Annotated in this window: 32 protein-coding genes and 3 pseudogenes; 5 read left to right on the forward strand and 30 right to left on the reverse strand. The window is 40.6% G+C overall.

Annotated elements, in window-relative coordinates:
- Positions 1-34 precede the first annotated feature (34 nt).
- Positions 35-475, reverse strand: a complete 441-nt coding sequence (locus ACP69X_RS00160; RefSeq protein ID WP_041088575.1) for a phage tail assembly chaperone — start codon at positions 473-475, stop codon at positions 35-37.
- A gap of 185 nt (positions 476-660) precedes the next feature.
- Here ACP69X_RS00160 and ACP69X_RS00165 point away from each other — a divergent pair, with 185 nt between their 5' ends.
- Positions 661-717, forward strand: a complete 57-nt coding sequence (locus ACP69X_RS00165) for a putative holin-like toxin (protein WP_350223447.1) — start codon at positions 661-663, stop codon at positions 715-717.
- Between the two features lie 284 nt (positions 718-1001).
- Here ACP69X_RS00165 and ACP69X_RS00170 read toward each other — a convergent pair whose 3' ends face one another.
- The 18 genes from ACP69X_RS00170 to ACP69X_RS00255 form a co-directional block, all read right to left on the reverse strand.
- Positions 1002-1445, reverse strand: coding sequence for a phage tail tube protein (locus ACP69X_RS00170; protein ID WP_024423257.1), 444 nt, complete (start codon positions 1443-1445; stop codon positions 1002-1004).
- A 1-nt stretch (position 1446) separates the two neighbouring features.
- The gene (locus ACP69X_RS00175) at positions 1447-2793 is read right to left on the reverse strand and encodes a phage tail sheath family protein (RefSeq protein ID WP_041088573.1); all 1347 of its coding nucleotides are present in this window, start codon (positions 2791-2793) and stop codon (positions 1447-1449) included.
- Between the two features lie 3 nt (positions 2794-2796).
- The gene (locus tag ACP69X_RS00180) at positions 2797-3009 is read right to left on the reverse strand and encodes a hypothetical protein (protein WP_024425900.1); all 213 of its coding nucleotides are present in this window, start codon (positions 3007-3009) and stop codon (positions 2797-2799) included.
- On the reverse strand, positions 2996-3451 hold the full coding sequence (locus ACP69X_RS00185) for a phage tail terminator family protein (RefSeq protein WP_041088571.1): 456 nt from the start codon (positions 3449-3451) through the stop codon (positions 2996-2998). Before ACP69X_RS00185 ends, ACP69X_RS00180 begins: the two co-directional genes overlap by 14 nt.
- 4 nt (positions 3452-3455) lie before the next feature.
- The gene (locus tag ACP69X_RS00190; protein ID WP_426052313.1) at positions 3456-3953 is read right to left on the reverse strand and encodes an HK97 gp10 family phage protein; all 498 of its coding nucleotides are present in this window, start codon (positions 3951-3953) and stop codon (positions 3456-3458) included.
- A complete protein-coding gene (locus tag ACP69X_RS00195) occupies positions 3950-4306 on the reverse strand; it encodes a YqbH/XkdH family protein (RefSeq protein ID WP_426052314.1) in 357 nt (118 codons plus the stop codon). Before ACP69X_RS00195 ends, ACP69X_RS00190 begins: the two co-directional genes overlap by 4 nt.
- A complete protein-coding gene (gene yqbG / locus ACP69X_RS00200; RefSeq protein WP_041088566.1) occupies positions 4303-4686 on the reverse strand; it encodes a protein YqbG in 384 nt (127 codons plus the stop codon). The genes ACP69X_RS00195 and yqbG overlap by 4 nt, the downstream gene beginning before the upstream one ends.
- A 13-nt stretch (positions 4687-4699) precedes the next feature.
- Complete coding sequence (locus ACP69X_RS00205) at positions 4700-5623, reverse strand: phage major capsid protein (RefSeq protein ID WP_426052315.1); 924 nt, start codon at positions 5621-5623, stop codon at positions 4700-4702.
- 22 nt (positions 5624-5645) lie between these two features.
- Positions 5646-6734: an XkdF-like putative serine protease domain-containing protein gene (locus ACP69X_RS00210; RefSeq protein ID WP_041088562.1), complete on the reverse strand. Its 1089-nt coding sequence runs from the start codon at positions 6732-6734 to the stop codon at positions 5646-5648.
- A gap of 38 nt (positions 6735-6772) precedes the next feature.
- A complete protein-coding gene (locus tag ACP69X_RS00215) occupies positions 6773-8230 on the reverse strand; it encodes a phage portal protein (protein ID WP_075611829.1) in 1458 nt (485 codons plus the stop codon).
- The gene (locus ACP69X_RS00220; RefSeq protein WP_175297168.1) at positions 8227-9528 is read right to left on the reverse strand and encodes a PBSX family phage terminase large subunit; all 1302 of its coding nucleotides are present in this window, start codon (positions 9526-9528) and stop codon (positions 8227-8229) included. The genes ACP69X_RS00215 and ACP69X_RS00220 overlap by 4 nt, the downstream gene beginning before the upstream one ends.
- An 8-nt stretch (positions 9529-9536) precedes the next feature.
- Positions 9537-10181 (reverse strand): phage terminase small subunit, encoded by a 645-nt coding sequence (gene terS / locus ACP69X_RS00225; RefSeq protein WP_426052316.1) that lies wholly within the window; start codon positions 10179-10181, stop codon positions 9537-9539.
- Positions 10182-10332: 151 nt separating this feature from the next.
- Complete coding sequence (locus ACP69X_RS00230) at positions 10333-10851, reverse strand: sigma-70 family RNA polymerase sigma factor (RefSeq protein ID WP_039181011.1); 519 nt, start codon at positions 10849-10851, stop codon at positions 10333-10335.
- A 127-nt stretch (positions 10852-10978) separates the two neighbouring features.
- The gene (locus tag ACP69X_RS00235) at positions 10979-11185 is read right to left on the reverse strand and encodes an XtrA/YqaO family protein (protein ID WP_041088552.1); all 207 of its coding nucleotides are present in this window, start codon (positions 11183-11185) and stop codon (positions 10979-10981) included.
- On the reverse strand, positions 11182-11583 hold the full coding sequence (locus ACP69X_RS00240) for a hypothetical protein (protein ID WP_041088550.1): 402 nt from the start codon (positions 11581-11583) through the stop codon (positions 11182-11184). The genes ACP69X_RS00235 and ACP69X_RS00240 overlap by 4 nt, the downstream gene beginning before the upstream one ends.
- Before the next feature lie 50 nt (positions 11584-11633).
- Positions 11634-11873: a hypothetical protein gene (locus ACP69X_RS00245; protein ID WP_117616630.1), complete on the reverse strand. Its 240-nt coding sequence runs from the start codon at positions 11871-11873 to the stop codon at positions 11634-11636.
- Entirely contained in the window at positions 11851-12003 is a 153-nt protein-coding gene (locus ACP69X_RS00250) for a hypothetical protein (protein ID WP_175297167.1), read from the reverse strand. Before ACP69X_RS00250 ends, ACP69X_RS00245 begins: the two co-directional genes overlap by 23 nt.
- Entirely contained in the window at positions 12000-12263 is a 264-nt protein-coding gene (locus ACP69X_RS00255; protein ID WP_073980094.1) for a helix-turn-helix transcriptional regulator, read from the reverse strand. Before ACP69X_RS00255 ends, ACP69X_RS00250 begins: the two co-directional genes overlap by 4 nt.
- Before the next feature lie 159 nt (positions 12264-12422).
- Between ACP69X_RS00255 and ACP69X_RS00260 the strand changes: the two genes are divergently transcribed.
- From ACP69X_RS00260 to bioB, 3 genes are all read left to right on the forward strand, one after another.
- The gene (locus tag ACP69X_RS00260) at positions 12423-12800 is read left to right on the forward strand and encodes a helix-turn-helix domain-containing protein (protein WP_041088546.1); all 378 of its coding nucleotides are present in this window, start codon (positions 12423-12425) and stop codon (positions 12798-12800) included.
- 217 nt (positions 12801-13017) lie between these two features.
- The gene (locus tag ACP69X_RS00265; protein WP_041088544.1) at positions 13018-13371 is read left to right on the forward strand and encodes a hypothetical protein; all 354 of its coding nucleotides are present in this window, start codon (positions 13018-13020) and stop codon (positions 13369-13371) included.
- A 158-nt stretch (positions 13372-13529) separates the two neighbouring features.
- Complete coding sequence (gene bioB / locus ACP69X_RS00270; RefSeq protein ID WP_041088542.1) at positions 13530-14525, forward strand: biotin synthase BioB; 996 nt, start codon at positions 13530-13532, stop codon at positions 14523-14525.
- 34 nt (positions 14526-14559) lie between these two features.
- Here the strand turns inward: bioB and ACP69X_RS00275 are convergent, their stop codons facing one another.
- The 4 genes from ACP69X_RS00275 to ACP69X_RS00290 all read right to left on the reverse strand — a co-directional run bounded on the left by ACP69X_RS00275 (position 14560) and on the right by ACP69X_RS00290 (position 17766).
- Complete coding sequence (locus ACP69X_RS00275) at positions 14560-15033, reverse strand: hypothetical protein (RefSeq protein ID WP_024423274.1); 474 nt, start codon at positions 15031-15033, stop codon at positions 14560-14562.
- Between the two features lie 171 nt (positions 15034-15204).
- Positions 15205-16038 (reverse strand): undecaprenyl-diphosphate phosphatase, encoded by an 834-nt coding sequence (locus ACP69X_RS00280; protein WP_269102313.1) that lies wholly within the window; start codon positions 16036-16038, stop codon positions 15205-15207.
- A 127-nt stretch (positions 16039-16165) separates the two neighbouring features.
- Positions 16166-17308, reverse strand: coding sequence for an AI-2E family transporter (locus tag ACP69X_RS00285; protein ID WP_041088540.1), 1143 nt, complete (start codon positions 17306-17308; stop codon positions 16166-16168).
- Positions 17309-17373: 65 nt separating this feature from the next.
- Positions 17374-17766 (reverse strand): DoxX family protein, encoded by a 393-nt coding sequence (locus tag ACP69X_RS00290; protein WP_338527354.1) that lies wholly within the window; start codon positions 17764-17766, stop codon positions 17374-17376.
- A gap of 197 nt (positions 17767-17963) precedes the next feature.
- Here ACP69X_RS00290 and ACP69X_RS00295 point away from each other — a divergent pair, with 197 nt between their 5' ends.
- Complete coding sequence (locus ACP69X_RS00295; protein ID WP_426052317.1) at positions 17964-18956, forward strand: Gfo/Idh/MocA family protein; 993 nt, start codon at positions 17964-17966, stop codon at positions 18954-18956.
- Between the two features lie 73 nt (positions 18957-19029).
- Here the strand turns inward: ACP69X_RS00295 and ACP69X_RS00300 are convergent, their stop codons facing one another.
- The 7 genes and pseudogenes from ACP69X_RS00300 to ACP69X_RS00330 form a co-directional block, all read right to left on the reverse strand.
- Positions 19030-19554, reverse strand: a complete 525-nt coding sequence (locus tag ACP69X_RS00300) for a type 1 glutamine amidotransferase domain-containing protein (RefSeq protein WP_073979098.1) — start codon at positions 19552-19554, stop codon at positions 19030-19032.
- A 90-nt stretch (positions 19555-19644) separates the two neighbouring features.
- Complete coding sequence (locus ACP69X_RS00305) at positions 19645-20598, reverse strand: methyl-accepting chemotaxis protein (RefSeq protein WP_426052481.1); 954 nt, start codon at positions 20596-20598, stop codon at positions 19645-19647.
- Positions 20590-21633, reverse strand: a pseudogene (locus tag ACP69X_RS00310) (HAMP domain-containing protein); the annotation flags it as partial. The pseudogene ACP69X_RS00310 and the gene ACP69X_RS00305, both read right to left, overlap by 9 nt.
- Before the next feature lie 164 nt (positions 21634-21797).
- Complete coding sequence (locus ACP69X_RS00315) at positions 21798-22745, reverse strand: methyl-accepting chemotaxis protein (RefSeq protein ID WP_370333486.1); 948 nt, start codon at positions 22743-22745, stop codon at positions 21798-21800.
- Positions 22737-23774, reverse strand: a pseudogene (locus ACP69X_RS00320) (HAMP domain-containing protein); the annotation flags it as partial. The pseudogene ACP69X_RS00320 and the gene ACP69X_RS00315, both read right to left, overlap by 9 nt.
- Before the next feature lie 173 nt (positions 23775-23947).
- Positions 23948-24898, reverse strand: a complete 951-nt coding sequence (locus ACP69X_RS00325) for a methyl-accepting chemotaxis protein (protein WP_370333484.1) — start codon at positions 24896-24898, stop codon at positions 23948-23950.
- A pseudogene (locus tag ACP69X_RS00330) lies at positions 24893-25939 on the reverse strand (HAMP domain-containing protein); the annotation flags it as partial. The pseudogene ACP69X_RS00330 and the gene ACP69X_RS00325, both read right to left, overlap by 6 nt.
- Positions 25940-26017: the final 78 nt, after the last annotated feature.

The raw sequence follows: 26017 nt of genomic DNA on the forward strand, positions 1-26017 counted from the left end.
TATAAAAACACGGCTTCTTTATCCCCATCTTTTATTAGTTTTTTGCTTCTTCTTCTAAATCTTCAATTTCATCTTCGAATCCGTTGATTTCGATCGCTTTGTTTAACCAGTTCGCATATTCACCGCCGACTGACAGGACACGTTTTGCTACTTCAACTGGATCTTGTGTGCTGTAGGCTTCTCTTAATTCCTTTGAACGGAAATCTGGATAAATCGTCGATTCAATCGCAATACGTGCATAGAAGCGCTGGCTGTCTAAATCTTTTACACGTCCTCTGCCTTTGACATTTTTGAAGGTTGTGTTTTCTTTTTCCAATTCATCAATACGTTCAGTTGTAATAGCTTTAAAGACAAAAGGAATGACATTCCCTTTTTTATCAACAAAACGCTTAGAAATTGGTACTTTGACTTCTTCCGCTTCTACTGTTTGTCCTGGCATAAAAAATGAAAGATCAAATGTTTGTTTTTCACTCATGTTTAAAAACTCCCTTTGTTATGTTTTTTTGAATGCAAAAAAGCACATCCATTTTTTGAATGTGCTTTCCAATCTTTTCATGTATAATTTAAATTGTACAATTGAACGGCTTGCTCAAGGGCGTCTGGCTCATCCCCAATAGGAAGGGGGTGATGCATATGTCAACATTTGAAGCGATTTCCCTTATGCTTTTATTCGGGATGTTTATCTTTACTTTGTTGACGTATATAGACAAAAAATAGACTCCCCCTTGAGCTGTGGAAGGTTAAAGGGAAGTCTACCTAAAGTACCTATTCGATAAGCCAGCCCCTTAAAGGGCCTCATTGTACATTGCCGGGATGTTAGAGCATCCTGGCTTCTTTTTATTTTATGCAAAATGCTTTGCATGTAAACATATTTTAATTAATCGAATACAAGACGTTACCAGACGAAATTAAGACGGCTTCAAGACGGTTGTATTACAACTGCATTATAGCATATTCAGTTGTTATTTTGCTAATTAATTAGCTAATTTCCTTCACTTTTCTTAGAATGTATTCTTCAGCTTTTCAGGCAGATCAAAGTCCTCGAATGTGAAAGGAACTTCTTCTTCAAGCGCCTCTGAATCAACATCTAACCCAGCGATTTTAGCTGAATCAAAGTTGACATCAAATAATGTCACACGCTCAGTGCCACGGCCTGATGATTTATCGTCAATGACAGCTTGAAGAGTGAAATATGGATCTTCTCCTTTTTTCACATAATTGAGCATTAATTGAACGAAACGGGACGTAACTTTATAGAAGGTTGCCGTTCCTGTTCCGTTTGCTCCCGTTGTTTTATGGCCAGTCATTCGGCGGCCCATGACGTTCACTTCTGATTTGTTTTTCTCCACGTTTGCTTCGAAGGTTTTGATAAATGCAAGCTCCTCACCTTCTAAGAAAAGACGACCTTCTTTACCTGAAATTGTATTTTGCGCTTTAAAAGCCATCTTACTTCACCTCCACATTGAAATAGAATTTTTCTGCTGCATCTACTGGTTGAACCGCTAAATCGATGATAAATCCATCACGATCTTCATTGAGGCCGATCACGATATCTGTTTCTGAATTAAAGCCTGTAATGCCACTGCCATCTTGAAGCTGTGTGAGATACTGGGTAATCAGTGTTTTTACAAGCTGCACACCATCATCTGATGCTGGAATGTCATTTCCATTGGCTTTGCGTAATTTAATCAGATTTTTTAATTCGAATGTTAAATCATTGTTGATCGCATCAAGTACACGAATGATTTTGTTTTTCGCCATTTGCTGGTTCTTTTCAGTTGTGAAGCTTGTCAAGGAGTTAATATCTTTTTCAACACTCACGGTACGATCTCTCGCATCAAAGGTGAAGAGGAACTCCCCTTGTGATAATCGGTATTCTACTTGATCGTTGTCAAGGCGTTCTAATGTATCGACTGCTCCTTCGTATTCAACAAAGGTCAGTGACTGATTAAAGTTTGCCCCGGCACTTGCCCCTGCGACCCATGCTGTTGTTTGAGCAGGTGTTAGTTCTGTTCCATCTTCGAGTACAACACCGCTTGTCACATTGATGATTCCTTCTTGGTCAGCTGCATAATTCGCCACAACCCCTTGCACCTTACGTCCTTGCTTATCACGTAAACGCTCAATAAATGAAGCGAAGGTTGCTTTTAATTGCTCACTATTATTGACTGGAAGTGCAATGACATCAAAGTATTCTGTTTCTGCTGCTTCTAGGAAAGCTGTATAATCTGCGACACTTGCCACGCCGTTTTTCCCGCCTTTTAGTGCCACGCCAGCTGTAATGACGACTGCACCTTCACCAGAAAATTGAACGTATTTGTTTTTCACAAGGTCTTTGACATCAGTAACGACCTGTTTATCCACAATATCTGTTCCAAGATAAGTGATAACATCGCGTTTTGTGCTATCAAGTACATTTTCTGCGACTTGTACTGTAATCTCATTTCCTTTTTGGCCGCCATAATTTGCTGTGACGACAAAGTTTTCAGCAATTTCGGCTTTGGCCGGTTCTCCTTCATTTAGGCGGTAAAGCAAGACCGTTTGCGCTTTTTTCTTTGCTTCACGGAAAAGAAGAAGTGACTTTTCATCAATGTTGAGTCCAACCTTTTTATTTAAATCTTCCATATTTGAAACGGAAATAAAGGTTTTTGGCTCTCCCCAGCTCATCACAAGGGGAAGTGCCACCGTACCTCGATCCCCTAAAGTAATTCGCTGCTCTGCTGTTGTTTTAAAATTAAAGTAAATGCCAGGACGCTTTTTCTCTGTACCTGGTGTAAATGTGCCTCCGTTCATCCTTTAAACCTCCTTGGACAAAAAAGCATCAATGTGCTTTTTCGCTTCTGTTTTTGTAATTGGTTGATGTTTGATATAAAAAAGAGCACCTTCAAGGATTTCTGGTTTGACCCCAAAAAGATCCTTACTGTGCTCCTTTAAGGCTTCAAATGAAAAGCCAAATTCTTTTTCTTCGCCGGCTGTTTGAGCGGGCTGTGCATTTTTAGTCTTGCTCACGTTTGATCACCCCATCTGAAAAGTTGATATCTTCAAGGCTTGCCTGTTTGTCCCGGTTGTACCAATAGCTGCTATTCCACGTCAGGACAATCGCTGCTACGCCTTGATCTATCATTCTTGTTTCCACTCTTTTTATGCGGACATAATCATCAAGCACCTCTCCGTCTTCACTCATCATCTGAATGATTTGACGATCAGCAAGCAATGCATCAACGATTGTTTCTGCCGCATCATGTGCTTTTTCTGTATCAATATGAAAGACTTTCACTTGCAGCGAATAAGATTTCATAAAGGTAGAAACCGTATCTGGACCACTGATCACTGTCACAGGCGGCACATAAACAGATGGCACTTGAAAGCGTTCTGGCAAAAGACGATCATACATTGTCACAGGAAAGTGTGTGTAGATATAATGCATGATTGCCCCGACTTCTTGATTCATTCCATCACCTCCCAAAATGTCGATCGAACCAGCTTTGCAGCTTTCGATCCAGTGACTGTTCAAACATTTGCTCATAGAGCATGACAGCATGATCCCAGTAGCCATTGCCATCAATCCATTGAGAGGCAAGCATTATTCCTGTACTTGCATTCGGATCATATTCAAAGCGGCTGCCAGTCCATCTGCCAGGCACCCATCTTCGCTCTCCACTTGAAGAAGTGGCATGTCCGTCATTAACATAGGAGGCATATTCAAGCTGCGTTCCCACTTCAAGTGTGAGACCGCCTTTTGACATGAGAAAATGATTCTCCTTGTCGCCTTGTGTAAAGGATCTTAGAAGCCGTCCTGTATCAACAGCATTCTCCTTGATCAATTCATCTTGAATGATGTCTAAAAGCTGTAAGCCCATGTCCTCTAGCCATTCTTGATATTCTGCCTTTAAGCCGCCATCACACGCTGACTGCAGCTGTGAAAGCAGCCGGTCAAGTCCATCAATTTTCATAGATTTTCCTTCCTGACTGCCATCACTTCGATGTGATGATTTTCCACTTTTTTAGGCTGCTGTAATTTGAGTGACACGCCATTCCACACCATTTTGTCATGCAGGCGAATATCACTTTTTAAAGGAAAATGGACGAGATAAGATTGATAAATGACTGTATTTGGCTCTTCTTGCACAAGTGACTGGTTCTTTTCTATGACATAACAAGCTAGATCGGTCAGGCTGGGAGCGTCGGGATAGGAAAGTGTCATTTGTAAATCATCAGCTGGAATTCCAAATTTCCCGCGGGCAGACTCCTTATGTTCAAGGTGAAAAAGATCACAGCGATCTGTTAATAGAGATTGATAGCTCATAATGATCTCACCTTTAGTTTGGCACTGCCGGCAGTCAATGTTGGTTCAATGTAATCTACAAGCAGGGCATATACATAGGGTCTGCCTTTCACTTGATCAGCTGCCTTCGCATATGAATAATCGCCCATTTTCTCTGCCGTAAAGCCTTTCATCATAGATTCGTCATCATTCAGCATGGCAAAATATTGAGCCATTTTTAATAATGCGATTCTTGCTTTTTCAGGGAGAGGCTGATATTTTTCGCTTGTGAAATCGTGACCTACGATCTGAAATACCGCAGCTTCTGCTTCGATAATATCTGCTGTCAGTCTTTCTACAGATCGATTTTTCACACGATCAAATACAGAATAGGCCTGCAGTTCTTCAGTAGAAATGATCATGGTCTGCCGTCACCTACTCTTTCACTTTCATCACTTTTGCTACAGCATCCTCTTCCTCAAATTTGCTGTCTAGCTTCGCTGTGAGGACAATAATAAATTTACGGCTGCGAATATCTTTTTCTACTTCAATTCGAATATTTCGAGAGAAACCTACAATAATATTTTTAGGATGTGTCAGCAAAATATCTGATACGTCTGTTCCCGCTTCGTCATATGACTGCATATTGGCAAGACCTTTGACCGGCACACCGAATGCAGAAGAAAGTCCGCCTTGAATGGCCGCATCTCCAAGGCCCGTCTGACGGTTTGCTACTTGATCCTTCCACTCAACTTCTAAGCTTGGGGATGTGTAGAAACGGAAATCCTGAGGGACACGTAAATATTTTGACGGCATTGCTTTATAAGCTTGCTTAAACAATTGGCGGCTAATTTCCGCACCATTTGCATCTACGATATGAGATACTGCTTGTTTTCTCACGCCATCCATTTGAGCTAAAAATGGATCTGCTGAAGTCGTATCGCCATTGATGATGAGCTCTTCAATGTCAACGGCTGCTCGTTCAGCGAGCATTTGCATAATCGTCTGCTGAATGCCGTCTTTCTCAATATTGTTTTCAATGCTGTCGTAGGTCATGTGGATCTCTGCAATGACCTCTTTCGCATTTAGCTGGACAGTGCTTGTCGCTGGGACAACACGGTCTTTTGCATCAAGCGCTTTGCCTTCTTCTGCTGGGCGCAAAATACGCTGGCCAAAGCCGATTTTTTCGATTTTTTGTGAATCACTTTCCATCGGAATGATACGTGCATCATTTAAAACGGTTGGTGTATTTTGCATCATTCTAATGAATGTGTTGGATTGGGTTGCGTTCATGAGACCGCCGGTTTTTAAGCTGGCAAGTGTCATTTCGGCCTTGCGAATCAACTCTTGATTTCTCACACTGTTTCCTCCTTATTTAGGCTTATAGTAAGCCATCCCATATGGGCTTTGTACTGTCGTTTTGTGTATCATGGATTGTTTGTTTTGACATACCACGCGCTTTTTCAAGCATGTGAATCCGCTCTGAAATAGGCAAAAGCTGCTGCTGAAGCACTTGCTCAAGCGCTGCTTTTTCTCTGCTGGCTGATTTCTCTAAGGAAGAAAGCTGATGACGAATTGGTGCAACGACTTGCTCAAGCACCTTTTGGACAGGTTCTTCCCCTGTTTGATCTGTTTCCTGCTGTTCAGCCTGTTGTAAGACGTTTTCGATGGCCATTTTTGCTTTTTCAAGCTCTCGTACTTGCTCCGTCGTCAAAGCGGCGTCTTGTTTTTGTACGGAGGCTGGCCTTTCACCAATCGTTTGAAGCACATCTTCTGTCTTCAAAATCTCCTGCACGATTGGCAGCAATTGCTCAAGCGCTGATCTTACACCCGCCTCATCACCATCACTTGACTGTAAGGTTTCCAGCAGGTGGTCTAAAACGCTCCAAAATTGTTGTGACATGTTTGCACCTTCCTCTTTCAAAAAGAAATTTTTCAGCAAAGAAAAAAGCCCTCTCTCATTCGTGCTTTGAGATAGGAGCTGATCTTGTTCTTCAATTGCTACGATGTCCGCCGTTCCTGCCATTGAATATCCTGTAATGTGGCCTTTCTGAATTTGATCCCAAATCTCTTGGGAAGCCTTTGTTACAAGCACCCAAGATCCTTTTCGAATCAGCTCACCGCCTACTTCAAAATCAGCTGGTGCAATGTATGATTCAACCACTTCTCCAACACCATGTTGAAAATCATGCTGCTTGTCAATGTGGCGGGCATCCTTCATAAAACCATGTGCTGCTCTTTCAATTTCTTTGGCAGACATAAAGTCTTGGTGTGCATCAGGTGTATTCGGTTCATACACGACACCATACACAAGGCGATGAGCATCTTCTGCCTTTGTCAGCACACTGACCTCTTTTTGAAAGACAGGCTGGCTTTTCTTTGCCTTCATCAAAAAGAATTTCTTTTTGTTCGCGGCTCTGTCCACGTAGGAAACATGCGTAATTTTTGCGTTTTTTAATTCTCTTGGCATATGTTCACCCCCTTTCAAGAAAGCGCACGCGCTTCGGTTTATTCTTTCAACTGATCTGGCTCTCGTTGAGGCTGTAGTTCAGCTGATGTCATGCGGCTTTCTAAAGGTCTGTGATAGAGATCCTCTGGCCATTCCTCTAACGTTTTCCCAAGGATACGTCCCGCGAGATCTCGTAAATCGTTAGGTGACACTGCCCCAGCCTGAATAAATGGTGTCAGAACCTTGGCAATCTCTAATGGGTCTCTAAAGTCAGGACCATTTAATAGGAAACGGACATGCCAAATATCAAGATCCGGCAGGAAAAGGGTATTGAGTTTCCCTGTGATGAGATGCCGTTCAGGCTGAAATACCTGTTCTTCTGTTGTTTTCCGCGCCGTATCGGCTGTCGCTTTGTTATAGTCTTGAGACTCACCTGTGTAAATCGGCGGCAGGCGAAAAGCAGAGCGGATTTTGTTCCTTGTTTTTTCATCGTATTCTAAAAAGAGTGCATCTTCTTGCAAGATCTCAGCTAGGGATTTGAAGTTCACTTTGACATTTGAGACATCTTCTTCTCCAGTTAATCCTTTTTCCGTCGGGAGACCTTCGACTTCAAGCAATAGAAACTTATGTGCATGATCAGAGCCTTCAATATCGTCCATATAATCTTGAAGCTGCTGATAGGATGACTCAGACAGCATTCCATTTTCGACAATGATGGCACCAGGTACGTGCCGCCCTTGTTTAAAATAAAGGTAGTTCAGTTCTTCTGCCTTGCGTGCCCCATACATATTGACGATGTTGCCAATCCAGCGGGGAATCCCATACGTTCCACTGCCGATTTTAAAATGAATCACTTCTGTTGCGCGCAGCGGTTCTGGGGTGGTGTCATCGTATTTACCTGTTTCACAATGTAAAATGCGCGGATCACCGTACTCCTTGAAGAAGACTTTCTTTTCATTGATCACCTGCACATATTTACGGAATCGCTTCTTTCGATTCATTGTTTTCAATTCGCCGTTTTCTGTATACCGAAATTCGACGTCGACTGGCTCACTCAGCTTGCAAATGCGGATATGGAGCGCATCTAAATACTCGATTCCTGCCGGCTTTCCCTGGCCATCTCGGAGAACTTCTAAAAAACCATTCCCTGTTTTCTCCCGGTCTTCGATGACATAGCCAAGCACCACATCAGCAGACTCATCATAGTTCATGTATTTCGTAAACTCTTCAAGTCTTGTCCATTCCTTCTCTGCGGCCTTCTTTTTTGCCGGTTTCACGCCTTCTGCATTAAAGTCAAAGGCATATTCTACACCAAATCCAAAGCCTAGAATATTGGTCTTATACGCATCAATACATTGCTGAAGAATGGTTGAATATTCTGCCATACTTTTTAATTCGTTGATATTGTAAGGCGGGGGAACAATGTCATCCTTTTCGTAGGAAAATTCATCTGCATACATTTGTTTTGTATGATCAGACATGTTTGCCTTCATAATGGTTGCTTTCAATTGTTTCATTGTATGGACCTCCTCTCTCTGTTTGGACGGACACGCTCCGAGGCAGTCTGTTTCAAATCTGTCACTTCATAATCATCCAGCGCATACCAGATGGCTGATAATGTGTGTGGATCGATTTGAAATTCATCTTCCTCTAGACGTCCATCCTTATCTGCCTTATAGGTTAGTGATTGAAGTTCATAGATGGTATATGGACATGCATCAGAACAAATAATCTTCTTAAACCGTTTGATCTTTTTTGTATACTGCAAACGTGAGCCTTGGAACTTATGTGCCGCCACCATTTGAAAGCCGCACTGCCGAAAATAGTGAATGGTTTTAGGTTCGGCTGCATCGGCTTTAATCAGTTCTTTTGATTCAATAAACTCTTTCAAGTCAAGGGCTGTTTCATCATCTGTTTTCCCGCGGTCGTAATATTCCCAATAAATATATAAGTACTTTTTTTCATGATCGACAGCTAACCGAATGAGCGCATTGTACGATTCAACAAATCCAAAATCCATGCCCGCTCGTTTCAGCGGTCTGTCAATCTGCTGAATGGCTTCTAATACATCAGAATGGCTTCTCACCTCAAATTGAGGAAAAACCTTTGTGCCATTAATGCCGAAATATCCCTTCCTCGCAATGCGATACAGGTCTGGGTCATACTCTTTCAGCTCATCCAGCTGCTTCACGTAGCTTTTAGGAAGGAATAGATTATCTTCTGCCGTGGAGTGATGATAGTACGTATCCTTGATAACAACAGTTCGCTTTTTGTATAAGGTTTCATCATCTAAAACAAAACGCTTCAGCTGTTCATCTCGAAAAAAATGTCTATACGTCCAATTATCCTGACCAACAGGATTGGTCGATAACATCATATAAAGCGGTAAGGATGGATGCCTTAGCCTTCCAAGCAGCTCTTTAAAGCCTTCATAAGAAACCTCTGAACATTCCTCAATCCAAATGATCGAGATGTTGTTGATTGATTTCAATTTTTCAGGTTTGTCCAGCCCTTTAAATAAGATGCTGCTGCCGTTTCGAAACGTCAGTGCAAGCGGCGAACTTCGGCACTTCACCACATGGTCGATGCCGAGGTCGCTGACGATCTCTTGTAATAAAGAAAAGGTTGATTCGCGGTGCGTATCATACACTTCTCGAATGACAAGTGCTGTCCGCTTTTCTTCCAGCAGCTTTAAGACGAGCTTTAAAGCAATGTGATAGCTTTTAGAGGAGCCATAGCCTCCAACTAAAAATTGAAACTTTTGATTCCAATCGAATAGAAAGTGTTCAAAGTGAGGATTGACTTCTTTTTCAATCAATGGCGTCATGAGTCGTCCTCTTTTCGCTTGATCATGATTTGAAGATCTTCCTCTTTTTCTTCACGCACTGCTTTTTTTGTTTTTTCGATCGTCAGTTCAATTTGCTTCAGCCTTAATCTTCGTTCATCCTTCGCATGTGCGAGCTCTTCAAACTGTTTTATTAAACGCCTGAGTTCACCCATTGCACGGGATTGTGCATTTAGAAACGTCGCATGCCGATCCCATGAAAATTGAAACGAATATTCTTCTGAGGTGATGTCTAGTTCTGGCTGAATGCCTTCTCCTGTTTCTTCTAATGAAGAAGGCATGTATGCCGCCTTTTTCAGCTCTTTGATCATGTCCTCTTGATCTGCTACATACATGATTCGCTGCGCCCGAATAATGGCTGCATATTGAATTTGAATTTGATCCCAGATTAAATCAAGCGATGTGCGTCCATCCATTTTCTCCATGATTTCAATCGTTTCATCTGAAAGAAATTGATTGAAGATCGAGTGTGCTTGCTTAGGCGAAGTTTTTTGTCTTTGCCATCCGTATCGCCTTTTCCACGATTTGACGGTATGGATCGAGACATTGTAATGATCAGCAATTTGCTGGTACGTCATCCCCTTCATATAATCCTGCTTGGCCTCTATCCGTTTGTCTTTCATTTACATTCACCTGCCGCCTCCTTTTAATTCGAATGATTCCCTTTGAAGGAATCATTTGTGTAGGGCTAGCAAACATTCGTTTGGTCTTTCTAACTATAGGTGGCAACTGTAAGACAAGCTTTAGCTGATTTATTTTGGATAGAAAAAACGCCTATTCAGCAGCTCTGAATAGGCGTTCTTGTACTTTTTTGGACATCTTCGTCCGCGCTCTTTCCATATGTTTTTGCACAGTTCCTTTTTTGACATCCAGCATGACCGCAATCTCGCTAAACGATAATCCTTGTGTTGTGTGCATAAAGAATACGTCCTTTTCTCGATCTGTTAAAACAGACAAAGCTTCATCAATTCGTTTTTTGTCTCTCTCACTGACTTCTCTTTCTTTCTCTTGAATAAGGGTATATTCATGTGATAAAGCCTCTAACACTTCTGGATTTGCAAGAATGGTGCGCTGATAGACTGAACGTCTGTCTAACCCTCTGCGCGCACCTGGCTCTCTTCCGATTTGTAGCCATTCTACTACGTATTCTAGATCGCTCACCATACTGGCGATCATTTTTTTATCATGCTTGTCTTGAACGGACAGCTGATGTTCTTCTTTTTCTTTAAATGGTTCATATTGTTTTCTAGCATTCTTTAAGGCTCTTTTATATTCAATAAGTAAATCTTGCATATTGGCTCTCTCCCTTTTTTAAGAAAATAAAAAACGGACACCAATCAGGTCCCCTTTTAACAGGGTCTTGATCAGTGTCCGCAGGCTTTCCGTCTTGGACATATTATGATTTGATGTGTTTAGTCAGTTAGCTGATTTTAAAACCAATCTCGTGATCTACTCTTGCAAAATGACCTTTTGCCGTTTGAATAATGGTTTTTCCATGTTCAGGTACATCCATTTGATAAGCCGTTCCTACATTTCCATCTAACACGATGACTTGAATTTTTCCTTTTTCCATCTCACCGACAAATGTTTGGTTATCTTGAATGACTAGTTGTTTTGGCTCGTTCATATGCTTGTCTCCTTTTTTGGTGATGGCCTCGTGCCACCACCTACCGTATTGATAATGATTTCAACTCTTTCACACATACTATAAAACTGGGAAACTCTTAAATCGACAATCTGCAGAGGGACTTGATCGGCTATAGAATGAAGTGCTTCTTGAATATGCTGTAGACTTGGCTGTAAGATGCTGACGTGTATCGGGCGTATCAGCCCTTTTTCTGCGTATGTACGCTTTTTTTGGCAGTCAGCTATGTCAAGCGGCATGTGATCAAATAAACGAATTTCAAGTGATAGTGCACCTTCTAATTTTTGCGGGCATTGTACTTTTGCAGCTGATCGTATTCTTTTCATCAATGTCTCTTTTGTTAACAAATGCTCATGTTCAATGATTAAATGGATGACCATGTTATGATCTCCCATCATCCTCTGCCCACTGGCGGATGTCTTGTTCGTTTTTACTCGCTTTGAGCAAGCATTTCAAAAATGTCATGATTTGCTTCCATCGTTTCACGTCGCCCTGATTCCTCCTTTTTTGTCATCGACTTAGCTTTCAGGAGGGTCATATATGTCTCTTTCTCTTCTGCTGTGGCAAAAACAAACATCGGTTTCTGTTGAAAAAAGGCGATCCAGCCGCCAGCTTGGTCTAAACAAAGCTGCGCTTCTTTTCTAGCATCAAACATCAGCTGATGTCTCATCTTCTTCAGATCCCTCCAAACTGTCATCAATTTCTGTTTGGTATCCATATCGTTTCATGTCATATGACCAGTAGCTTTTTGGATAACCAAAGTCACTCATCTGTGTCACCATTGGATGTTCAATATTCACTCTGCTCGTCTCTCCTTTTCTAAGAACTGATCTTCTTCTAGATAATTACTCTTTTTGTGTAACTTCTGACCAAAAAAAAGCTCTTGAACACCGGTATTCAGCAGATCTGCAATATGCTTTGCTATTTCTAAGCTTGGCTTCGTTCTGCCCATTTCTATATTCGCATAGCCGCTTGTGTACTTATAACCTAATTTTTTCGCCATATAGGTTTGTGTTTTTCCTTGCAATATGCGCTCTTCTCGTAAATTTTCAAGTTTCATCTTTCCACCTCTTACTCAATATGTGTAAGTTATATTCATTATGATAATATACACAAAACGAGTAAGTCAACCACATTTTTATTCTTTTTGTGTATTTATTTATCTTTTCCGTGTAATTCATGATAAAATTTACTCATAACATGAAAAAAGGTGTTTCTGATGGATAATTTGACTGGGAAGATTTTAACTGAATTAAGAGAGAAGCATGGATGGAGCAAGTCAACAGTTGCTAAAAAACTCGGATTAAAGGCGATGTCCACTTATGCAAACTGGGAATACGGCTTGAGAAAGCCTGACGGTGAAATGATTGTGAAAATTGCTGAGTTATATGGGGTCTCAACCGATTATCTTCTCACAGGTAAGGACAAAGGCAGACACGATGACGATCTTGCTGACGATCCTGATTTGCAAATTGCGTTTAAAGCCGCCTCAGATTTTTCCGAAGAAGCACGAAGACAAACCATCGATTTTATTAACTACATTAGAGAGAAAGAGAAGCAAAAAGGCCGTCAGCCAAAAAAGCGAGACGACCATTGATCATCTCTTTTCATCTGCTTTACGCTGGGGCGAACCCAGCTTTTTTTATACCTTCTTTTCCCCTAAAAAAAGAAATAGCATATGAATAAAAAATCATGTCTTTCCCAACAAATATATGACAATTTTCTCCATAATTACTCTTTTTTCACATAATTAATTTGACATATAATTCTATTAATATTAATATATGTATATACCAAAAAAAGGAGTGTTACCGATGAAAAAATTCATGAAAGTCTGTACATTGTCTTTAGTTGCTTTAGGTGCTCTTACGTTCTCCCAAACTGAAGGTGCTCATGCAGCTGCACAGCCAAAAGAACCAGTCTTAGCAAAAGCTCCTATTATGAATAAAGTAATTACGATCGACCGTAAAGTTAAGGTAGGATGGTCTGGTGCTTTTTCAATTCCAATCAGTAAAATAACTTTGTCCGGTAGTACAGATGCTGTTGAACTGAAACAAACTGCTCCAAATTTCACTTGGGTTTACTTTGTAAAACCTGGCTTTGTTAAAATATCTTATCTAAATTCAGATGGTGAACTTGTAGTTAACAACTATACAATTACCTACTAAAACTCTTTTAAATTTATTAAACTCAAGGCGATGATATCATATCATCGCCTTTAATAATGGACAATCCTCTAAAACCAGCTAGACATTCAATTCTTGCTATAGACCAACCAATATGTTAACTTTTTAATATAATAAGTTTACATATTAAGGGGCTGATGATGATAAAACACATATCTTTATCTTGGGAAGCGATAGCGGAGAAGGCCATGAAAAATGAACCGATCACGGTGCAAGAGGGTTTAGACATTCTTGAAGCTGACGATAGTGAATTGTTACCTATTATGCATGCAGCCTATCAAGTGCGATTTCATTTTTTTCAAAAAAAGGTGAAATTAAATATGATTTTTAACGCAAAAAGTGGATATTGCCCTGAGAACTGTGGATATTGTTCACAGTCGATGATTTCAAAAGCACCGGTTGAAAGATATACAATGCTTGATCAAAAGACCATTGTAGCTGGTGCGCGTGAGGCTCTCAAAAGAAAAGCCGGGACTTATTGTATTGTGGCAAGCGGGAGAGCGCCTTCTCATAGGGAATTAGATGAAGTCACAGCAGCAGTCAAGGAGATCACTGAAACGATGCCTTTGAAGGTGTGTGCCTGTCTTGGGTTATTAAACGAAGACAAAGCGAAGCGGCTGAAGGAAGCGGGTGTTCATCGGTATAATCACAATATCAATACACATCATGATCATCATGCTCACATTACGACAACTCATACATACGATGACCGCGTGTCGACCATCGAGCAGGTCAAACAGTCTGGCATGTCACCTTGCTCAGGGGTCATTATTGGAATGGGTGAAACCAATCAGCAAATCGTAGAAATGGCTTTAGCGCTCAGAGCACTTGATGCGGATTCAATTCCAGTCAACTTTCTTCATGCCATCGAGGGAACACCGCTTGAACATCAAGAACGGACACATCCGATCAAAGCATTGAAAGTGCTGGCAATGATGAGATTTGTCAATCCAACAAAGGAAATTCGGGTATCCGGAGGTAGAGAGTTTAATTTACGGACACTCCAGCCACTCGCACTTTATGCGGCAAACTCGATTTTCGTTGGTGATTATTTAACAACAAAAGGCCAGCAAGTCCAAACGGATCATCACATCATTGAAGATTTAGGGTTTGAAATAGAAGAATGTGCGTTATAAAAAAGTCTGCCGATTCACCGGCAGACTTCTAAGATTAGAATCTTTTATGAAAATCGACAGTTCCGCTTCCATCTTCTCGGTCAAAGCTGCCAACAAACGTCCAGTTAATATATCCACCGTCACCATTGTTGACAAACGTACCATCTTCAAATACCCAAATACCAAACGTAATACCGTCATATTCAACACTATCATAGTAGACAACATTGTTCAGACCGCTAAAGTCGTGATCTTGGCTTAAGTTTTGGACAACTACGTTGTAGTTTTGACCTGCTTCATAGAACGCACTATATGCCGCATTTTTTACGAATCCATCACGATTTTGAGATGATTTTACTGCTTGTTCAATTTTATCGGCAATGGCTACTGGATCAATAGAGACACTTCCATCAACACCTGTTGTTGTAGCAGCTTCAGCCGTTTGACCAAAAGTCGTAAGAGATAGAGGGGCAGCAATCATTGACGTAGCGATGACAGAACCAACAAACATTTTACTTGTTTTTCTCATATTTTCTAACTCCTCCTTTAATTGGTATGTTTATGTACTACCCCTTTATCTGTCACTTAAACACTAATTTATGAAAAAAATTCTTATTCTACCAATTAAGAAGGTGTTTTTACTGTTTAATTAGGCGAAATAACAAAGAAACTACTCTTTATAAAAGAGTAGTTTCCAGTATTACATGAACAGGATAAATAAAATCACACCTAGGATAATTCGGTATATCGCAAAAGGCACCAGTTTGATTTTATTGATCAGTTTTAGGAAGAATCGAACTACAAAGAGAGCCACAACAAACGCACTCACAAAACCGACGATAAAGAATGGCAGCATGTCTGTTGTTAAATATTCGGCATTTTTCAAAAGGGTTAACAGGCTTGCTCCCGCCATAATCGGCATCGCCATGATAAATGTAAAGTCTGCCGCAGCACGGTGATTCAAACCAAGAATAACCCCGCCTGCGATCGTCGAACCTGAGCGCGAGAAGCCTGGCCATAATGCCAAACATTGAAACAGTCCAATATAAAGCGCCTGTCTGTATGTCATGTTATCGACAGAGCTTGTATCTGTTTTCCGTTTATTGATCCAGTCAGCGACAAGCATCAGCACTGCCCCTAAAATCAAACCGACAGCGACCGTTCTGACGTCAAATAAGTATTTATCAATATAATCTTCAAATAAGAATCCTAAAATGACGGCTGGAACAAGTCCAACAGCAATTTGGGCGATGGTCAGCTTATGCCCGCTGCGCTTTTGTTCTTCGGTGATATTTTTCTTTAAGCCCAATAAGTTTAAAATACGATCTTTAAACACGATCATGACAGCTAAAATAGAGCCTAACTGAATCACGACTTTAAATGTGTTAGCCGCTTCTGGCGTAATTATTTCCTTTGATTTTAACCAAAGATCATCGACAATGATCATGTGACCTGTAGATGAAACAGGTGCATACTCTGTTAATCCTTCGACAATTCCTAAAACCAGTGCCACGAATAAATCCCATAGATTCATGATTTTCTTTCCTTTCAATTCTGATCTTTTGAACACGCCAAACATCTATGTCCACATAAAGACAAGCTTCCTTTATCGAAAGCTCGTCTTTATGATACTATATTTTTTTCAAAAAAAGATTATGACATCAAACCTTTTCTTCTTTATACAAATTGGACCGCATTTTGAACCAATCAAACAAGTGGGTTGTGATGACCTTCAGAACGGCATACGTCGGAATAGCGACAATGATGCCGATTACGCTGAACAATTTACCAGCTGTTAATAGAACAAAAATAATCGTAATTGGGTGAATATGAAGGTTTTTCCCCATCACCTGAGGAGAAATGAATTTCCCTTCTATGAGCTGAACCACTGTCCAAACAATAATGAGTTTTAACAGCATCACTGGTGACGTCACAAGTGCAATCACAATCGCTGGTGTAATCGCAATTGTTGGACCAAGGTAAGGCACTACGCTTGTACATGCCGCAATGATAGCGAGCAGCAGCGCATAGTCAAGTCCAATAATCATATAGCCGATTAACAGAAGAACACCGATACAGAAGCTGACAATAATCTGTCCGCGAATATACGAGCTCAGACGGTGGTTCATTTCGTGAAGCACGATATGTGTATGTTCTCTCATTTTATTTGGAATGAATTTCAAGAAATAGTCAGGCAGCTTTTTGCCGTCTTTTAATAGATAAAACAGGATGAACGGCACAGTCACGATCGAGATGATAACTTCTGTGAGCGCCCCTAAGAATGTTCCTACACCGGTAAAGGTGCTTTCCAAAATCTTCGTCGCTTGACTAGATGCTTTACTTACCAATTCAGACACATTAAAGTTCATCGTTTTTTGCACTTGATTAATAAAGTTACTTCCTGTTAATTGTCTAATTTGATCTTCTACCGTATCGACGTATTTCGGAAGATTATGAAATAGACTCATGGTTTGAGCTTGTAAAAAAGGAATAATAGACACGATGGTCACTGTAATAATCCCAATAATGACAATATATAAAAGCAAAATGGAATAGATCCGCTTGATTCTTGCTTTCTCTAACAAGTTGACAATTGGATTTAATAAATAATACACGACCCCCGTTAAAATAATTGGTAAGGCAATGGTTTTGACGAGTACAATGAGCGGTGTGAAAATAAATGATGTTTTCATGAAAACAAGGATATTCAATCCGATTAATAGCAGGACGAGTAAAAAGAGAACAAACTTGTTATCAAGAAAAAATTTTCTAAATCGACTGCTCCACATTTGCATAGAATTCATATCGTTCCTCCAAACACGGGCTATTTTATGAGTAAATTGTACACTACTTGATCATGATATGGTGATCATTGTTTCAGCTTTTTTTCCCATTTTGCAATAGACATCGCCCATACAATGAGAATCGGCTGTCCAATAAGTCTTATCCATAGCAAAGCTTGTTCTGTATTTTCTTGACCTGGAAATGGTATTCCCTCACGTGCAGCAAATAAGTTTGCCGGGAAAATGAGTACAAGATAGACAGCAATGAATTTTGCCGCTGCAATCCTGGAATTCGGCAAAAGCAGCAGCACGGCCAGCAGCCATTCAAGACATGCAGTCGCATAGACCATTACATATGGAAATGGCCAGCCTGGCATCATGCGGGCAAAGCCACTCGGCTCTATCACATGAAAAATACCAGCCGTTATGAATAAAAGCGCAAAGGTGTATGTACTTCCTATATGCAGGACGCGCTTCATGTTTCCTCCTCTCCCTTCTATCCAGAGTATTACCCGAAGAAGGAAGAAACTACCCACTTTTCGTACATTTATATCCTTTATGTAAGACGCATCAGCCTATATAAAGGTTTCATCCGCTTTTCAATAAAAAGAATATTCTTTCATACAAACGCTTTCAAAGCATGTATAATCAGAGGAAAGTAGAAGGAGGGAATCACATGATTCGATTTGCTGTCATCGGAACGAACTGGATTACAGATCGGTTCTTACAAGCTGGTGAAGGAATCGCTGACTTTACATGTACAGCCGTCTATTCACGGTCCGCTGAAAAAGGACAGGCCTTTGCCGAAAAATACGGAATTGAGACGGTTTTTACGAACTTACAACAAATGGCGGAAAGTAATACGTTTGATGCCGTGTATATTGCGAGTCCAAATGCCCTTCATAAAGAGCAAGCCATGTTGATGATGGAGCATCAAAAGCATGTTTTATGCGAAAAACCATTCGCCTCTCATCGAAAAGAAGTGGAAGAAATGATTGCCGCAGCGAAAAAACATCAAGTGTGTTTGATGGAAGCGATGAAAACGACATTTCTGCCAAACTTTCTGCAAATCAAACAGCACCTTGATCAGCTTGGACCTATCAGGCAAGTGGTCGCGCATTACTGTAAATATTCCTCAAGATACGATGCCTATCGAAGCGGCGAGCTTCCAAATGCCTTTAAGCCGGAGTTATCCAATGGTTCTTTAATGGATATCGGGGTGTACCTCGTCTACCCAGCCATATCCTTATTTGGTCTGCCAAATCAAATCACGGCGAAAGGCTATAAGCTTTCTTCTGGTGTGGATGGGAACGGTTCAGTTCTTTTACAGTATGACGGGCATCAAGCACTTCTTTTTCATTCTAAAATTTCAACGTCTCATTTATCGGCTGAAATTCAAGGCGAGGATGCCACGATGGTGATTGATCAATTCCACCGTCCTTCACGAATCACGATACATGACCGTGACGGACATCAAACTGACATCTCGCTCAAAGATGATCAGCCAGCTATGTCTTATGAAATCAATCATTTTATTGAGTGTATTCAGCAAGGAATAGGTCAGTCTCCGGTCAATACATTTGCCCTATCTGTTCAAACCATGTCCGTCATGGACGAAGCGAGAAGACAAATGGGCGTAATGTATCCTGCCGACAGACAAAATGTATAGGGCATGAAATGATGAACAAAGGGCGAATGATTTATTTGTTCGCCCTTTGTTTTTTACGTTTCGTGTCAGTCGCTTATTTTGCCGCTAACACATCCGCAAATGCTTTCACATACGGCGGAAGGTCCGGCGGGCGTCTGCTGGAGATGAGGTGGCCATCTGTGACGACTGCCTCATCGAACCAGTCCGCACCAGCATTTGTCATATCATCTTTAATACCAGGTGTACTTGTCACTTGTCTGCCTTTTAGGATTCCTGCTGATATCAGCACCCAGCCTGCATGACAAATCTGCCCAATTGGTTTTGACTTCGCATCAAATGTACGGACGATGTCTAATACTTCTGGATAACGGCGCAGTTTATCAGGCGCCCATCCGCCAGGAACAAGCACAGCATCATAATCATCAGCTTGAATGGAATAAAAATCTGCATCGGATACCGCCGGCACACCATACTTCCCGATGTACTCATGATTTGCTTTTTCACCTACAAGATGGACTGTTGCCCCTTCTTCTCTTAAACGCAAAACCGGATACCACAGCTCTAAATCTTCAAAATCATCACTGACAAACGCAATGACCTTCTTATCTGATAAACGCATACTATCTCTCCTCTTTTTTCAATTTCCTCTATTGTACGAGATGATCTCTTAAAAAGAAAAGCGGTTCCCCTCGAAGAGAACCACTTGACCTTATTCGCTGATCTTGAATTTTTTAATTAAATCGCGTAATTCTTCCGCCATTTGGGAAAGAGTCGTGGATGAAGAACTAATCTCTTCCATCGAAGCAAGCTGCTCTTCAGCAGATGCTGCGATATCTTGGACGCTTGCTGAACTCTCTCTTGATACATCTGCAATTTCATTCACTGCTTTAGAAATTTGCTGAGATCCTTTCGACAGCTCGCGCACCGTTGTATTCATTTCATTCATTCTTGCTGCGATTTCCGCTGTTTGTTCATTTATTTGTGAGAAGCTTTCTTTCGTTTGATCTGTAATTGTAAGACCATTCTTCACTTCTTCATTCACTGCTTTGAACATATTTTGAGATGTTTCAATTTCAGTGACGATTTCATTCACTAGCTTTTCAATCTCTTTTGCTGAATCCGATGATTGAACCGCTAGTTTACGCACTTCTTCGGCAACAACAGAGAAGCCTCTGCCTGACTCGCCTGCGCGTGCTGCTTCAATGGCGGCATTTAATGCAAGTAAATTCGTTTGATCCGCAATGCCGTTTATCACGCCTAGGATGTTTGTAATATCTTTTGATTTATGCTCTAGTCCGTTGATCACGCCTTCTGCTTCTTTCACTGAATGGTCAATCGTCTTCATTTGGCCAACAGTTTGCTCCACAAGCTGTCCGCCTGTTTCTGCGACTGTTTTTGATTGAACAGATGACGCTGTGATGACATCAGACGTTTCGGCAACTTCGTTCAGTCCTTCATTCATTTGTTTTAAATGAACTGCGCTTTGCTCCACCATTTCGCTTTGATTTTCATTGCCGTTTGAGAATGTTTCAATAGATGATGTAATATGTTCGGTTGCTTTTGTTGTTTGACCTGCGCTTGCCGTTAGTTCTTCAGATGATGAAGCGACATTCTCAACAGATGTTTGTACAGCTTGAATGACGTCTCTTAGGGACTCACTCATTTCATTAAAGCTTGTGCCAAGCTGTCCAAATTCATCTTTTGAGCGGACATCAATTTTTTCTGTCAAATCTCCTTGACTGATCTTCTTCGAAGAAGAGACAAGAGTGGAAAGTGGTTTTGTAATGGAACGGATGATAAAGAAGATCAGAATCCCGCCAATGATAAGCGCGCCTGCTAAAATGATGGCGGCCATATTAAAAACTGGCTGTGCAGCTTCTTCTACTTCACTGACAAACATCGTCCCGACAATCTTCCAGCCAGTCGCCTTGTTTGTCGTGAACTCCATTTGCTTTTCTTTCCCTTCAAACATATAACTCATAGCTCCGTTATCTTGTGAGTACATTTTTTCTAACCATTCACCAGATAATTTCGTTCCTGCTTTTTTCTTTGGATGTGCCACATATGTGCGGTCCGGACTTCCAATAAAGGCATAGCCTTGTTTCCCAATGTTAATGCTATTCGACTCTTTTACGAGATTCGCAATGTTTAGGTTCATCGCGATGACGCCTGATCCATCCTCTAATTTTTTAGAGATGGTCACCACAAGTGTACCGGTTGAAGCCGTTGCATATGGTGCTGAAACAGACAGCTCACCGTTTTTCGCCCAGCCGTCTTTATACCAATCCCGCTCAGTTGCGACATAATCGGCAGGCATTTTTTGATTAGGATATCTTGAAAACACTTTGCCGTCACTTGAAGCGACAAAAATGCCTTCTGTGTCATCATTCATACTCATGAACTGCTCAAAGCGTCCTTGAATATCGGTCGTTCCTTTTTGCTTGAGCTTTTTCTCCGTGATCCATTTGCTAAAGAAATCGGCTGCGTCTGTTTTCACTTTTACAACCTTCGTAATATTTTTATCTAGCTGCTCTACGTTTTCCTTTGCACTTTGCATAATTTGATCATTTAAGGAGGTGCTTGCCGTATGGTATGAAGAGAATGCCAATACGATGATTGGGCATAAAAGAATAAATAAGAAAGAGAATACAAGCTTTTTTGATATAGATGGCTTTCTGAAATACTGTATGAATTTCATAAAAAAGAAAACTCCTTTTAGTAAGATAGTATATATATCGGAAGTACTACTATGTTCTTTACTTTTTTAACTTATTAAAGTCTAAATAAGTCCAAAATACCCAATTTATATGCATTGAATGGAAAAACACCTGACGTTTTGGCGTCAGGTGCTTCGCTAATGTCTTACATTTTAAATTGTTTAATAAGCTCTCTTAGTTCTTCTGCCATTTCGGATAAAGTGGCAGAGGATGAGCTGATCTCTTCCATAGATGCAAGCTGTTCTTCTGCTGAAGCCGCGATATCTTGGAAGCCTGCTGAGCTTTCTCTTGAGAGTTCTTTGATTTGATTCACCGCATGTGAAATATCGTTTGAGCCGTGCGATAGTTCTTTAGCTGATCCGTTCATTTGTTTCATTTGTTCTGTTATTTCTGATGTTTTATCATTGATTCTCTCAAAACTCACTTTCGTTTCATCTGTAATGTTTAAACCAGATTGTACTTCACCTGCTACTTGTTTAAACATTTTCTGCGATTTTTCTATTTCCTCAACAATTTCATTCGTCAGACTTTCAATCTCTTTTGAAGAGCTTCCTGACTGCTCCGCCAGCTTGCGGACTTCTTCTGCGACAACAGAGAAGCCTCTGCCTGCTTCACCTGCTCGTGCGGCTTCAATTGCAGCATTTAAAGCAAGGAGATTCGTTTGATCAGCAATACCGTTGATGACCCCCAGAATGTTTGTAATATCCTTTGATTTCTGCTCTAATCCTGCAATGACAAGCTCTGCTTCTTTTACTGCCTGCTCAATGGTTTGCATTTGACCTGCTGTTTTTTGAACGAGTTCTCCTCCAGCCTGAGCGGTTTTGCCCGATTCAATCGACGATTCCATCATATGAGAGGTCGTGTCGACCATATGCGATAGGCTGCGATCCATTTCGTTTAACTGGACTGAGCTTTTTTCGATCATATCATTTTGATGTTCAGTGCTGTTTGAGAACTGTTCAATAGATGATGTGATATGCTCGGTTGCTTGAGCTGTCTGTCCTGCACTTGCCGTTAACTCTTCAGACGAAGCAGCCACATTTTCAATAGAATTTTGGACAGCTTGAATGACTTGTTTCAGCTTTGCTGACATGTCGTTAAAGCTTTGTGCAAGTTTACCAATTTCATCGTGCGTACGAACTTCAATATGCTGGGTCAAATCACCTTGACTAATTTTTTCAGCCGATTCAGAGAGCTCTATCAGTGGCTTTCGAATCGATTTAATAATAAAATAAATCGCGATTCCGCCAATGGCAATCGCAGCCGCAAGGATGATCATTGTTAAATCGAGCACTGGCTGTGCGGCTTCTTTTACTTCATTCACATACATCGTTCCAGCAAGCTTCCAGCCTGTTGCTTCATTTGTGTCAAAAAACATTTGCTTCGGCTGGCCATTGTATTCATATTCAAAGCTGCCTTCTTTTTTATCATATAGTTTTGAGATGAAGTCACCAGTCAGCTTTGTTCCCGCCTTATCGGTTTTATGGGCCACATAACGCTGATCTGAGGTGGCGATAAACGCATAGCCTTCTTGGCCAATTTTGATGCTGTTTGTATCTTTTACAACCGTATTTAATCGTACATTCACCCCAATCACACCAGATCCATCTGCTAACTGTTCTGATATTGTGATGAGCAGGTCATCTGATGACTTGTCGGCAAAAGGTTCTGAAATGATGAGTTTCTTCTCTCCCATCGATTGCTGAAACCATGGTTCATTTTTTGCGCTCTTTGCATTACCTTTGTGAATCTTGGAATATTCAGTTAGTTTACCATTTTGATCTGCAACAAATACTTCTACTACATCGTCATCTGTTTCCGATAATTGCTCTAATTTCACTTTGAGTAAATCTTTGTTTTTAGCAGTCAATTCTTCCTTTTTGACCGATCTGGATAAATATGAAACAATGTCAATTTTAGGCTGTATATCTTTATTAATGAGTTCGTTTAATTGTTGAACACCATTTGCAGCACTAGACATAATCTCATCATTAAGAGACTTTGATGCCACTTCATAAGAAAATGCAGCCAATACGAGAATTGGCACTAGGAGAATCGCTAAGAATGCAGTAATTAATTTCTTCGACATCGTAAAGTGCTTAAAAAAGTTGATTTTTTTCATGACTCTACTCCTTTTGATTTATGTTTTGTGATCTTTCTCTTCTATTCTTAGGTAATATGAATTATTTTTCAAGGAATAATGTTCAAGAAAAACAAAAAATAAGTATAATTACCCATTCCTTTTGATTTATCCAATGAAAAAGAGCCTCTAGCTGGAGGCTCTTTTCTTCCTGTCTATTCAACCTTAAATTTGCTAATTAAATCGCGTAATTCTTCTGCCATCGAAGAGAGAGTGGCAGAGGACGAGCTGATTTCTTCCATTGATGCCAGCTGCTCTTCTGCTGAAGCAGCAATGTCTTGAATATTTGCCGAGCTTTCACGTGATACGTCTGCGATCTCACGAACAGCCTCTGACACATGTGCAGAGCCTTTTGAAAGCTGGACAACGGTTTGATTCATTGTTTGAAGCTGGTTAGAAATTTCTTTTGTCATTTCGAAAATATTGTGGAAGCTTACTTTCGTTTGTTCAGTGAAGCTTAGGCCTGATTGAACTTCTCGATTCACCGCAGTGAATACTTCCTGTGATACGTCGATATCTTGCACGATTTCTTTGATCAAATTCTCAATTTCTTTTGCCGAGTTGGCAGATTGAACAGCCAGTTTTCTTACTTCTTCAGCTACAACGGAGAAGCCTCTGCCAGATTCACCAGCTCTTGCTGCCTCAATTGCTGCATTTAGTGCAAGTAAATTCGTTTGATCGGCAATTCCATTGATGACACCAAGAATTTGGGTAATGTCTTTAGATTTACTTTCAAGCGCACTGATGACGTTCTCTGCCTTTTTCACGGACTGATCAATGACATTCATTTGAGAAGCCGTTTTTTCAACAAGCTGTCCGCCTTCTCCTGCGATATCTGTTGATTTGATCGATGAAGCAGTAATAGATTCGGCCGATTCATTCATATTTTGAAGACCACGGTTCATTTCTTCTAGCTCGACTGAGCTCAATTCGACTTTATCATTTTGACTTTCATTTCCGCTGGAGAATTGTTCAATGGCTAGTGTAATATGCTCTGTTGCTTTACTTGTCTGTCCTGCGCTGGCAGTCAGTTCTTCTGATGAAGATGCGACATTTTCGACTGAAGCTTGAACGGCTCCAATGAGAGATCGCAATGAGTCAATCATCGTATTAAAGCCTTTACCAACTTGTCCAATTTCGTCATCTGATTGGATTTGAAGCTTATCGCGTAAATCACCTTCGCTGACTTTTTTCGAGAAGCGGGCAAGATTGGATAATCTCTTTGAAATTGAGCGGACGATAAAGAAAATGAGGGTTCCTGCTACAATGAGTGTGACACTGAATACGATAATGGCTGTATTGAAAACGGGCTTTGCCGCTTCTTCTACCTCAGATACGAGCATCGTTCCACCAATTTTCCAGCCGGTTAATTCATTGGTGACATATGCAACCTTTTTATCTGTTCCTTTGAGGGTATAGCTGCCGCTTCCTTCTTTGTTTTTAAAAATAATACTGGCCAGATTCTCATTGACCTGACTTCCTGACTTTTGGGTTGGATCTGCTAAAACGGTTTTATCTTCCTCCATGATAAAAGCATAGCCTTTTTGCCCAATTTTGATTTCTTTAAGTTTTTGGAGCAGGCTATCAATTTCCATATCAAGACCAATGACTCCTGAACCATCTTTCATCTTTTGGGCAATTGTGATCACCATTTTGCCTGTGGATGCTGCTACATATGGTTTTGTGATGACTTGTTTGCCGTTTTCTGCTTTCAATGCCTCTTGATACCAAGGACGTTCTCTTGGATCGTAGCCATCCGGCATCTTTTGAACTGGGTATTGCATAAACAATCCCTTTTCAGAGCCTGCATAGATCGCAGAAACATCTTTTTCATTAATTTTTCCAAATTGCTGTAATTCTTTAATGGTCGCATTTCTATTTTTTTCTTGAAGGTTAGACGCTTTGAGTGAGTCTGCAAACAGTGTCACAGCATCTGCTTTGTTTCCAATATTCTCATTGATTAAAGTATCAAATGCATTGACCTGACTCATCGCACTGCCCATAATCTGTTTGTCTAGCTCTGTCTTTGATGTGAAAAACGCACTAATTGTCAGTGCAACGGTTGGCAGGATTAGGACTACCAAAAAAGCAATGATTAATTTCTTTGAAATGGATGGTTTTTTGAACCATTGGATCATTTTTCCCATTTTAACTTTCCCCCTTTACTTCTCTAAAGTTATTATCGGATGAAAGGTTTATTTTTAGAGACTGGAAATGTCGTTTAA

It is taken from the genome of Bacillus sp. DC4300-2b2 (assembly GCF_049895685.1).
Lineage (GTDB): Bacteria > Bacillota > Bacilli > Bacillales > Bacillaceae > Bacillus > Bacillus safensis.

Excerpts from the sequence above, each read along its gene's own strand:
- ACP69X_RS00160 (WP_041088575.1), bottom strand. The coding sequence starts at position 475 with ATGAGTGAAAAACAAACATTTGATCTTTCATTTTTTATGCCAGGACAA.
- ACP69X_RS00170 (WP_024423257.1), bottom strand. The coding sequence starts at position 1,445 with ATGGCTTTTAAAGCGCAAAATACAATTTCAGGTAAAGAAGGTCGTCTT.
- ACP69X_RS00175 (WP_041088573.1), bottom strand. The coding sequence starts at position 2,793 with ATGAACGGAGGCACATTTACACCAGGTACAGAGAAAAAGCGTCCTGGC.
- ACP69X_RS00185 (WP_041088571.1), bottom strand. The coding sequence starts at position 3,451 with ATGAATCAAGAAGTCGGGGCAATCATGCATTATATCTACACACACTTT.
- ACP69X_RS00190 (WP_426052313.1), bottom strand. The coding sequence starts at position 3,953 with ATGAAAATTGATGGACTTGACCGGCTGCTTTCACAGCTGCAGTCAGCG.
- ACP69X_RS00195 (WP_426052314.1), bottom strand. The coding sequence starts at position 4,306 with ATGAGCTATCAATCTCTATTAACAGATCGCTGTGATCTTTTTCACCTT.
- yqbG (WP_041088566.1), bottom strand. The coding sequence starts at position 4,686 with ATGATCATTTCTACTGAAGAACTGCAGGCCTATTCTGTATTTGATCGT.
- ACP69X_RS00210 (WP_041088562.1), bottom strand. The coding sequence starts at position 6,734 with ATGCCAAGAGAATTAAAAAACGCAAAAATTACGCATGTTTCCTACGTG.
- ACP69X_RS00215 (WP_075611829.1), bottom strand. The coding sequence starts at position 8,230 with ATGAAACAATTGAAAGCAACCATTATGAAGGCAAACATGTCTGATCAT.
- terS (WP_426052316.1), bottom strand. The coding sequence starts at position 10,181 with ATGAAAGACAAACGGATAGAGGCCAAGCAGGATTATATGAAGGGGATG.
- ACP69X_RS00230 (WP_039181011.1), bottom strand. The coding sequence starts at position 10,851 with ATGCAAGATTTACTTATTGAATATAAAAGAGCCTTAAAGAATGCTAGA.
- ACP69X_RS00235 (WP_041088552.1), bottom strand. The coding sequence starts at position 11,185 with ATGAACGAGCCAAAACAACTAGTCATTCAAGATAACCAAACATTTGTC.
- ACP69X_RS00240 (WP_041088550.1), bottom strand. The coding sequence starts at position 11,583 with ATGGTCATCCATTTAATCATTGAACATGAGCATTTGTTAACAAAAGAG.
- ACP69X_RS00245 (WP_117616630.1), bottom strand. The coding sequence starts at position 11,873 with ATGAGACATCAGCTGATGTTTGATGCTAGAAAAGAAGCGCAGCTTTGT.
- ACP69X_RS00255 (WP_073980094.1), bottom strand. The coding sequence starts at position 12,263 with ATGAAACTTGAAAATTTACGAGAAGAGCGCATATTGCAAGGAAAAACA.
- ACP69X_RS00260 (WP_041088546.1), top strand. The coding sequence starts at position 12,423 with ATGGATAATTTGACTGGGAAGATTTTAACTGAATTAAGAGAGAAGCAT.
- ACP69X_RS00265 (WP_041088544.1), top strand. The coding sequence starts at position 13,018 with ATGAAAAAATTCATGAAAGTCTGTACATTGTCTTTAGTTGCTTTAGGT.
- bioB (WP_041088542.1), top strand. The coding sequence starts at position 13,530 with ATGATAAAACACATATCTTTATCTTGGGAAGCGATAGCGGAGAAGGCC.
- ACP69X_RS00275 (WP_024423274.1), bottom strand. The coding sequence starts at position 15,033 with ATGAGAAAAACAAGTAAAATGTTTGTTGGTTCTGTCATCGCTACGTCA.
- ACP69X_RS00280 (WP_269102313.1), bottom strand. The coding sequence starts at position 16,038 with ATGAATCTATGGGATTTATTCGTGGCACTGGTTTTAGGAATTGTCGAA.
- ACP69X_RS00285 (WP_041088540.1), bottom strand. The coding sequence starts at position 17,308 with ATGAATTCTATGCAAATGTGGAGCAGTCGATTTAGAAAATTTTTTCTT.
- ACP69X_RS00290 (WP_338527354.1), bottom strand. The coding sequence starts at position 17,766 with ATGAAGCGCGTCCTGCATATAGGAAGTACATACACCTTTGCGCTTTTA.
- ACP69X_RS00295 (WP_426052317.1), top strand. The coding sequence starts at position 17,964 with ATGATTCGATTTGCTGTCATCGGAACGAACTGGATTACAGATCGGTTC.
- ACP69X_RS00300 (WP_073979098.1), bottom strand. The coding sequence starts at position 19,554 with ATGCGTTTATCAGATAAGAAGGTCATTGCGTTTGTCAGTGATGATTTT.
- ACP69X_RS00305 (WP_426052481.1), bottom strand. The coding sequence starts at position 20,598 with ATGAGTGAGTCCCTAAGAGACGTCATTCAAGCTGTACAAACATCTGTT.
- ACP69X_RS00315 (WP_370333486.1), bottom strand. The coding sequence starts at position 22,745 with ATGTCAGCAAAGCTGAAACAAGTCATTCAAGCTGTCCAAAATTCTATT.
- ACP69X_RS00325 (WP_370333484.1), bottom strand. The coding sequence starts at position 24,898 with ATGATTGACTCATTGCGATCTCTCATTGGAGCCGTTCAAGCTTCAGTC.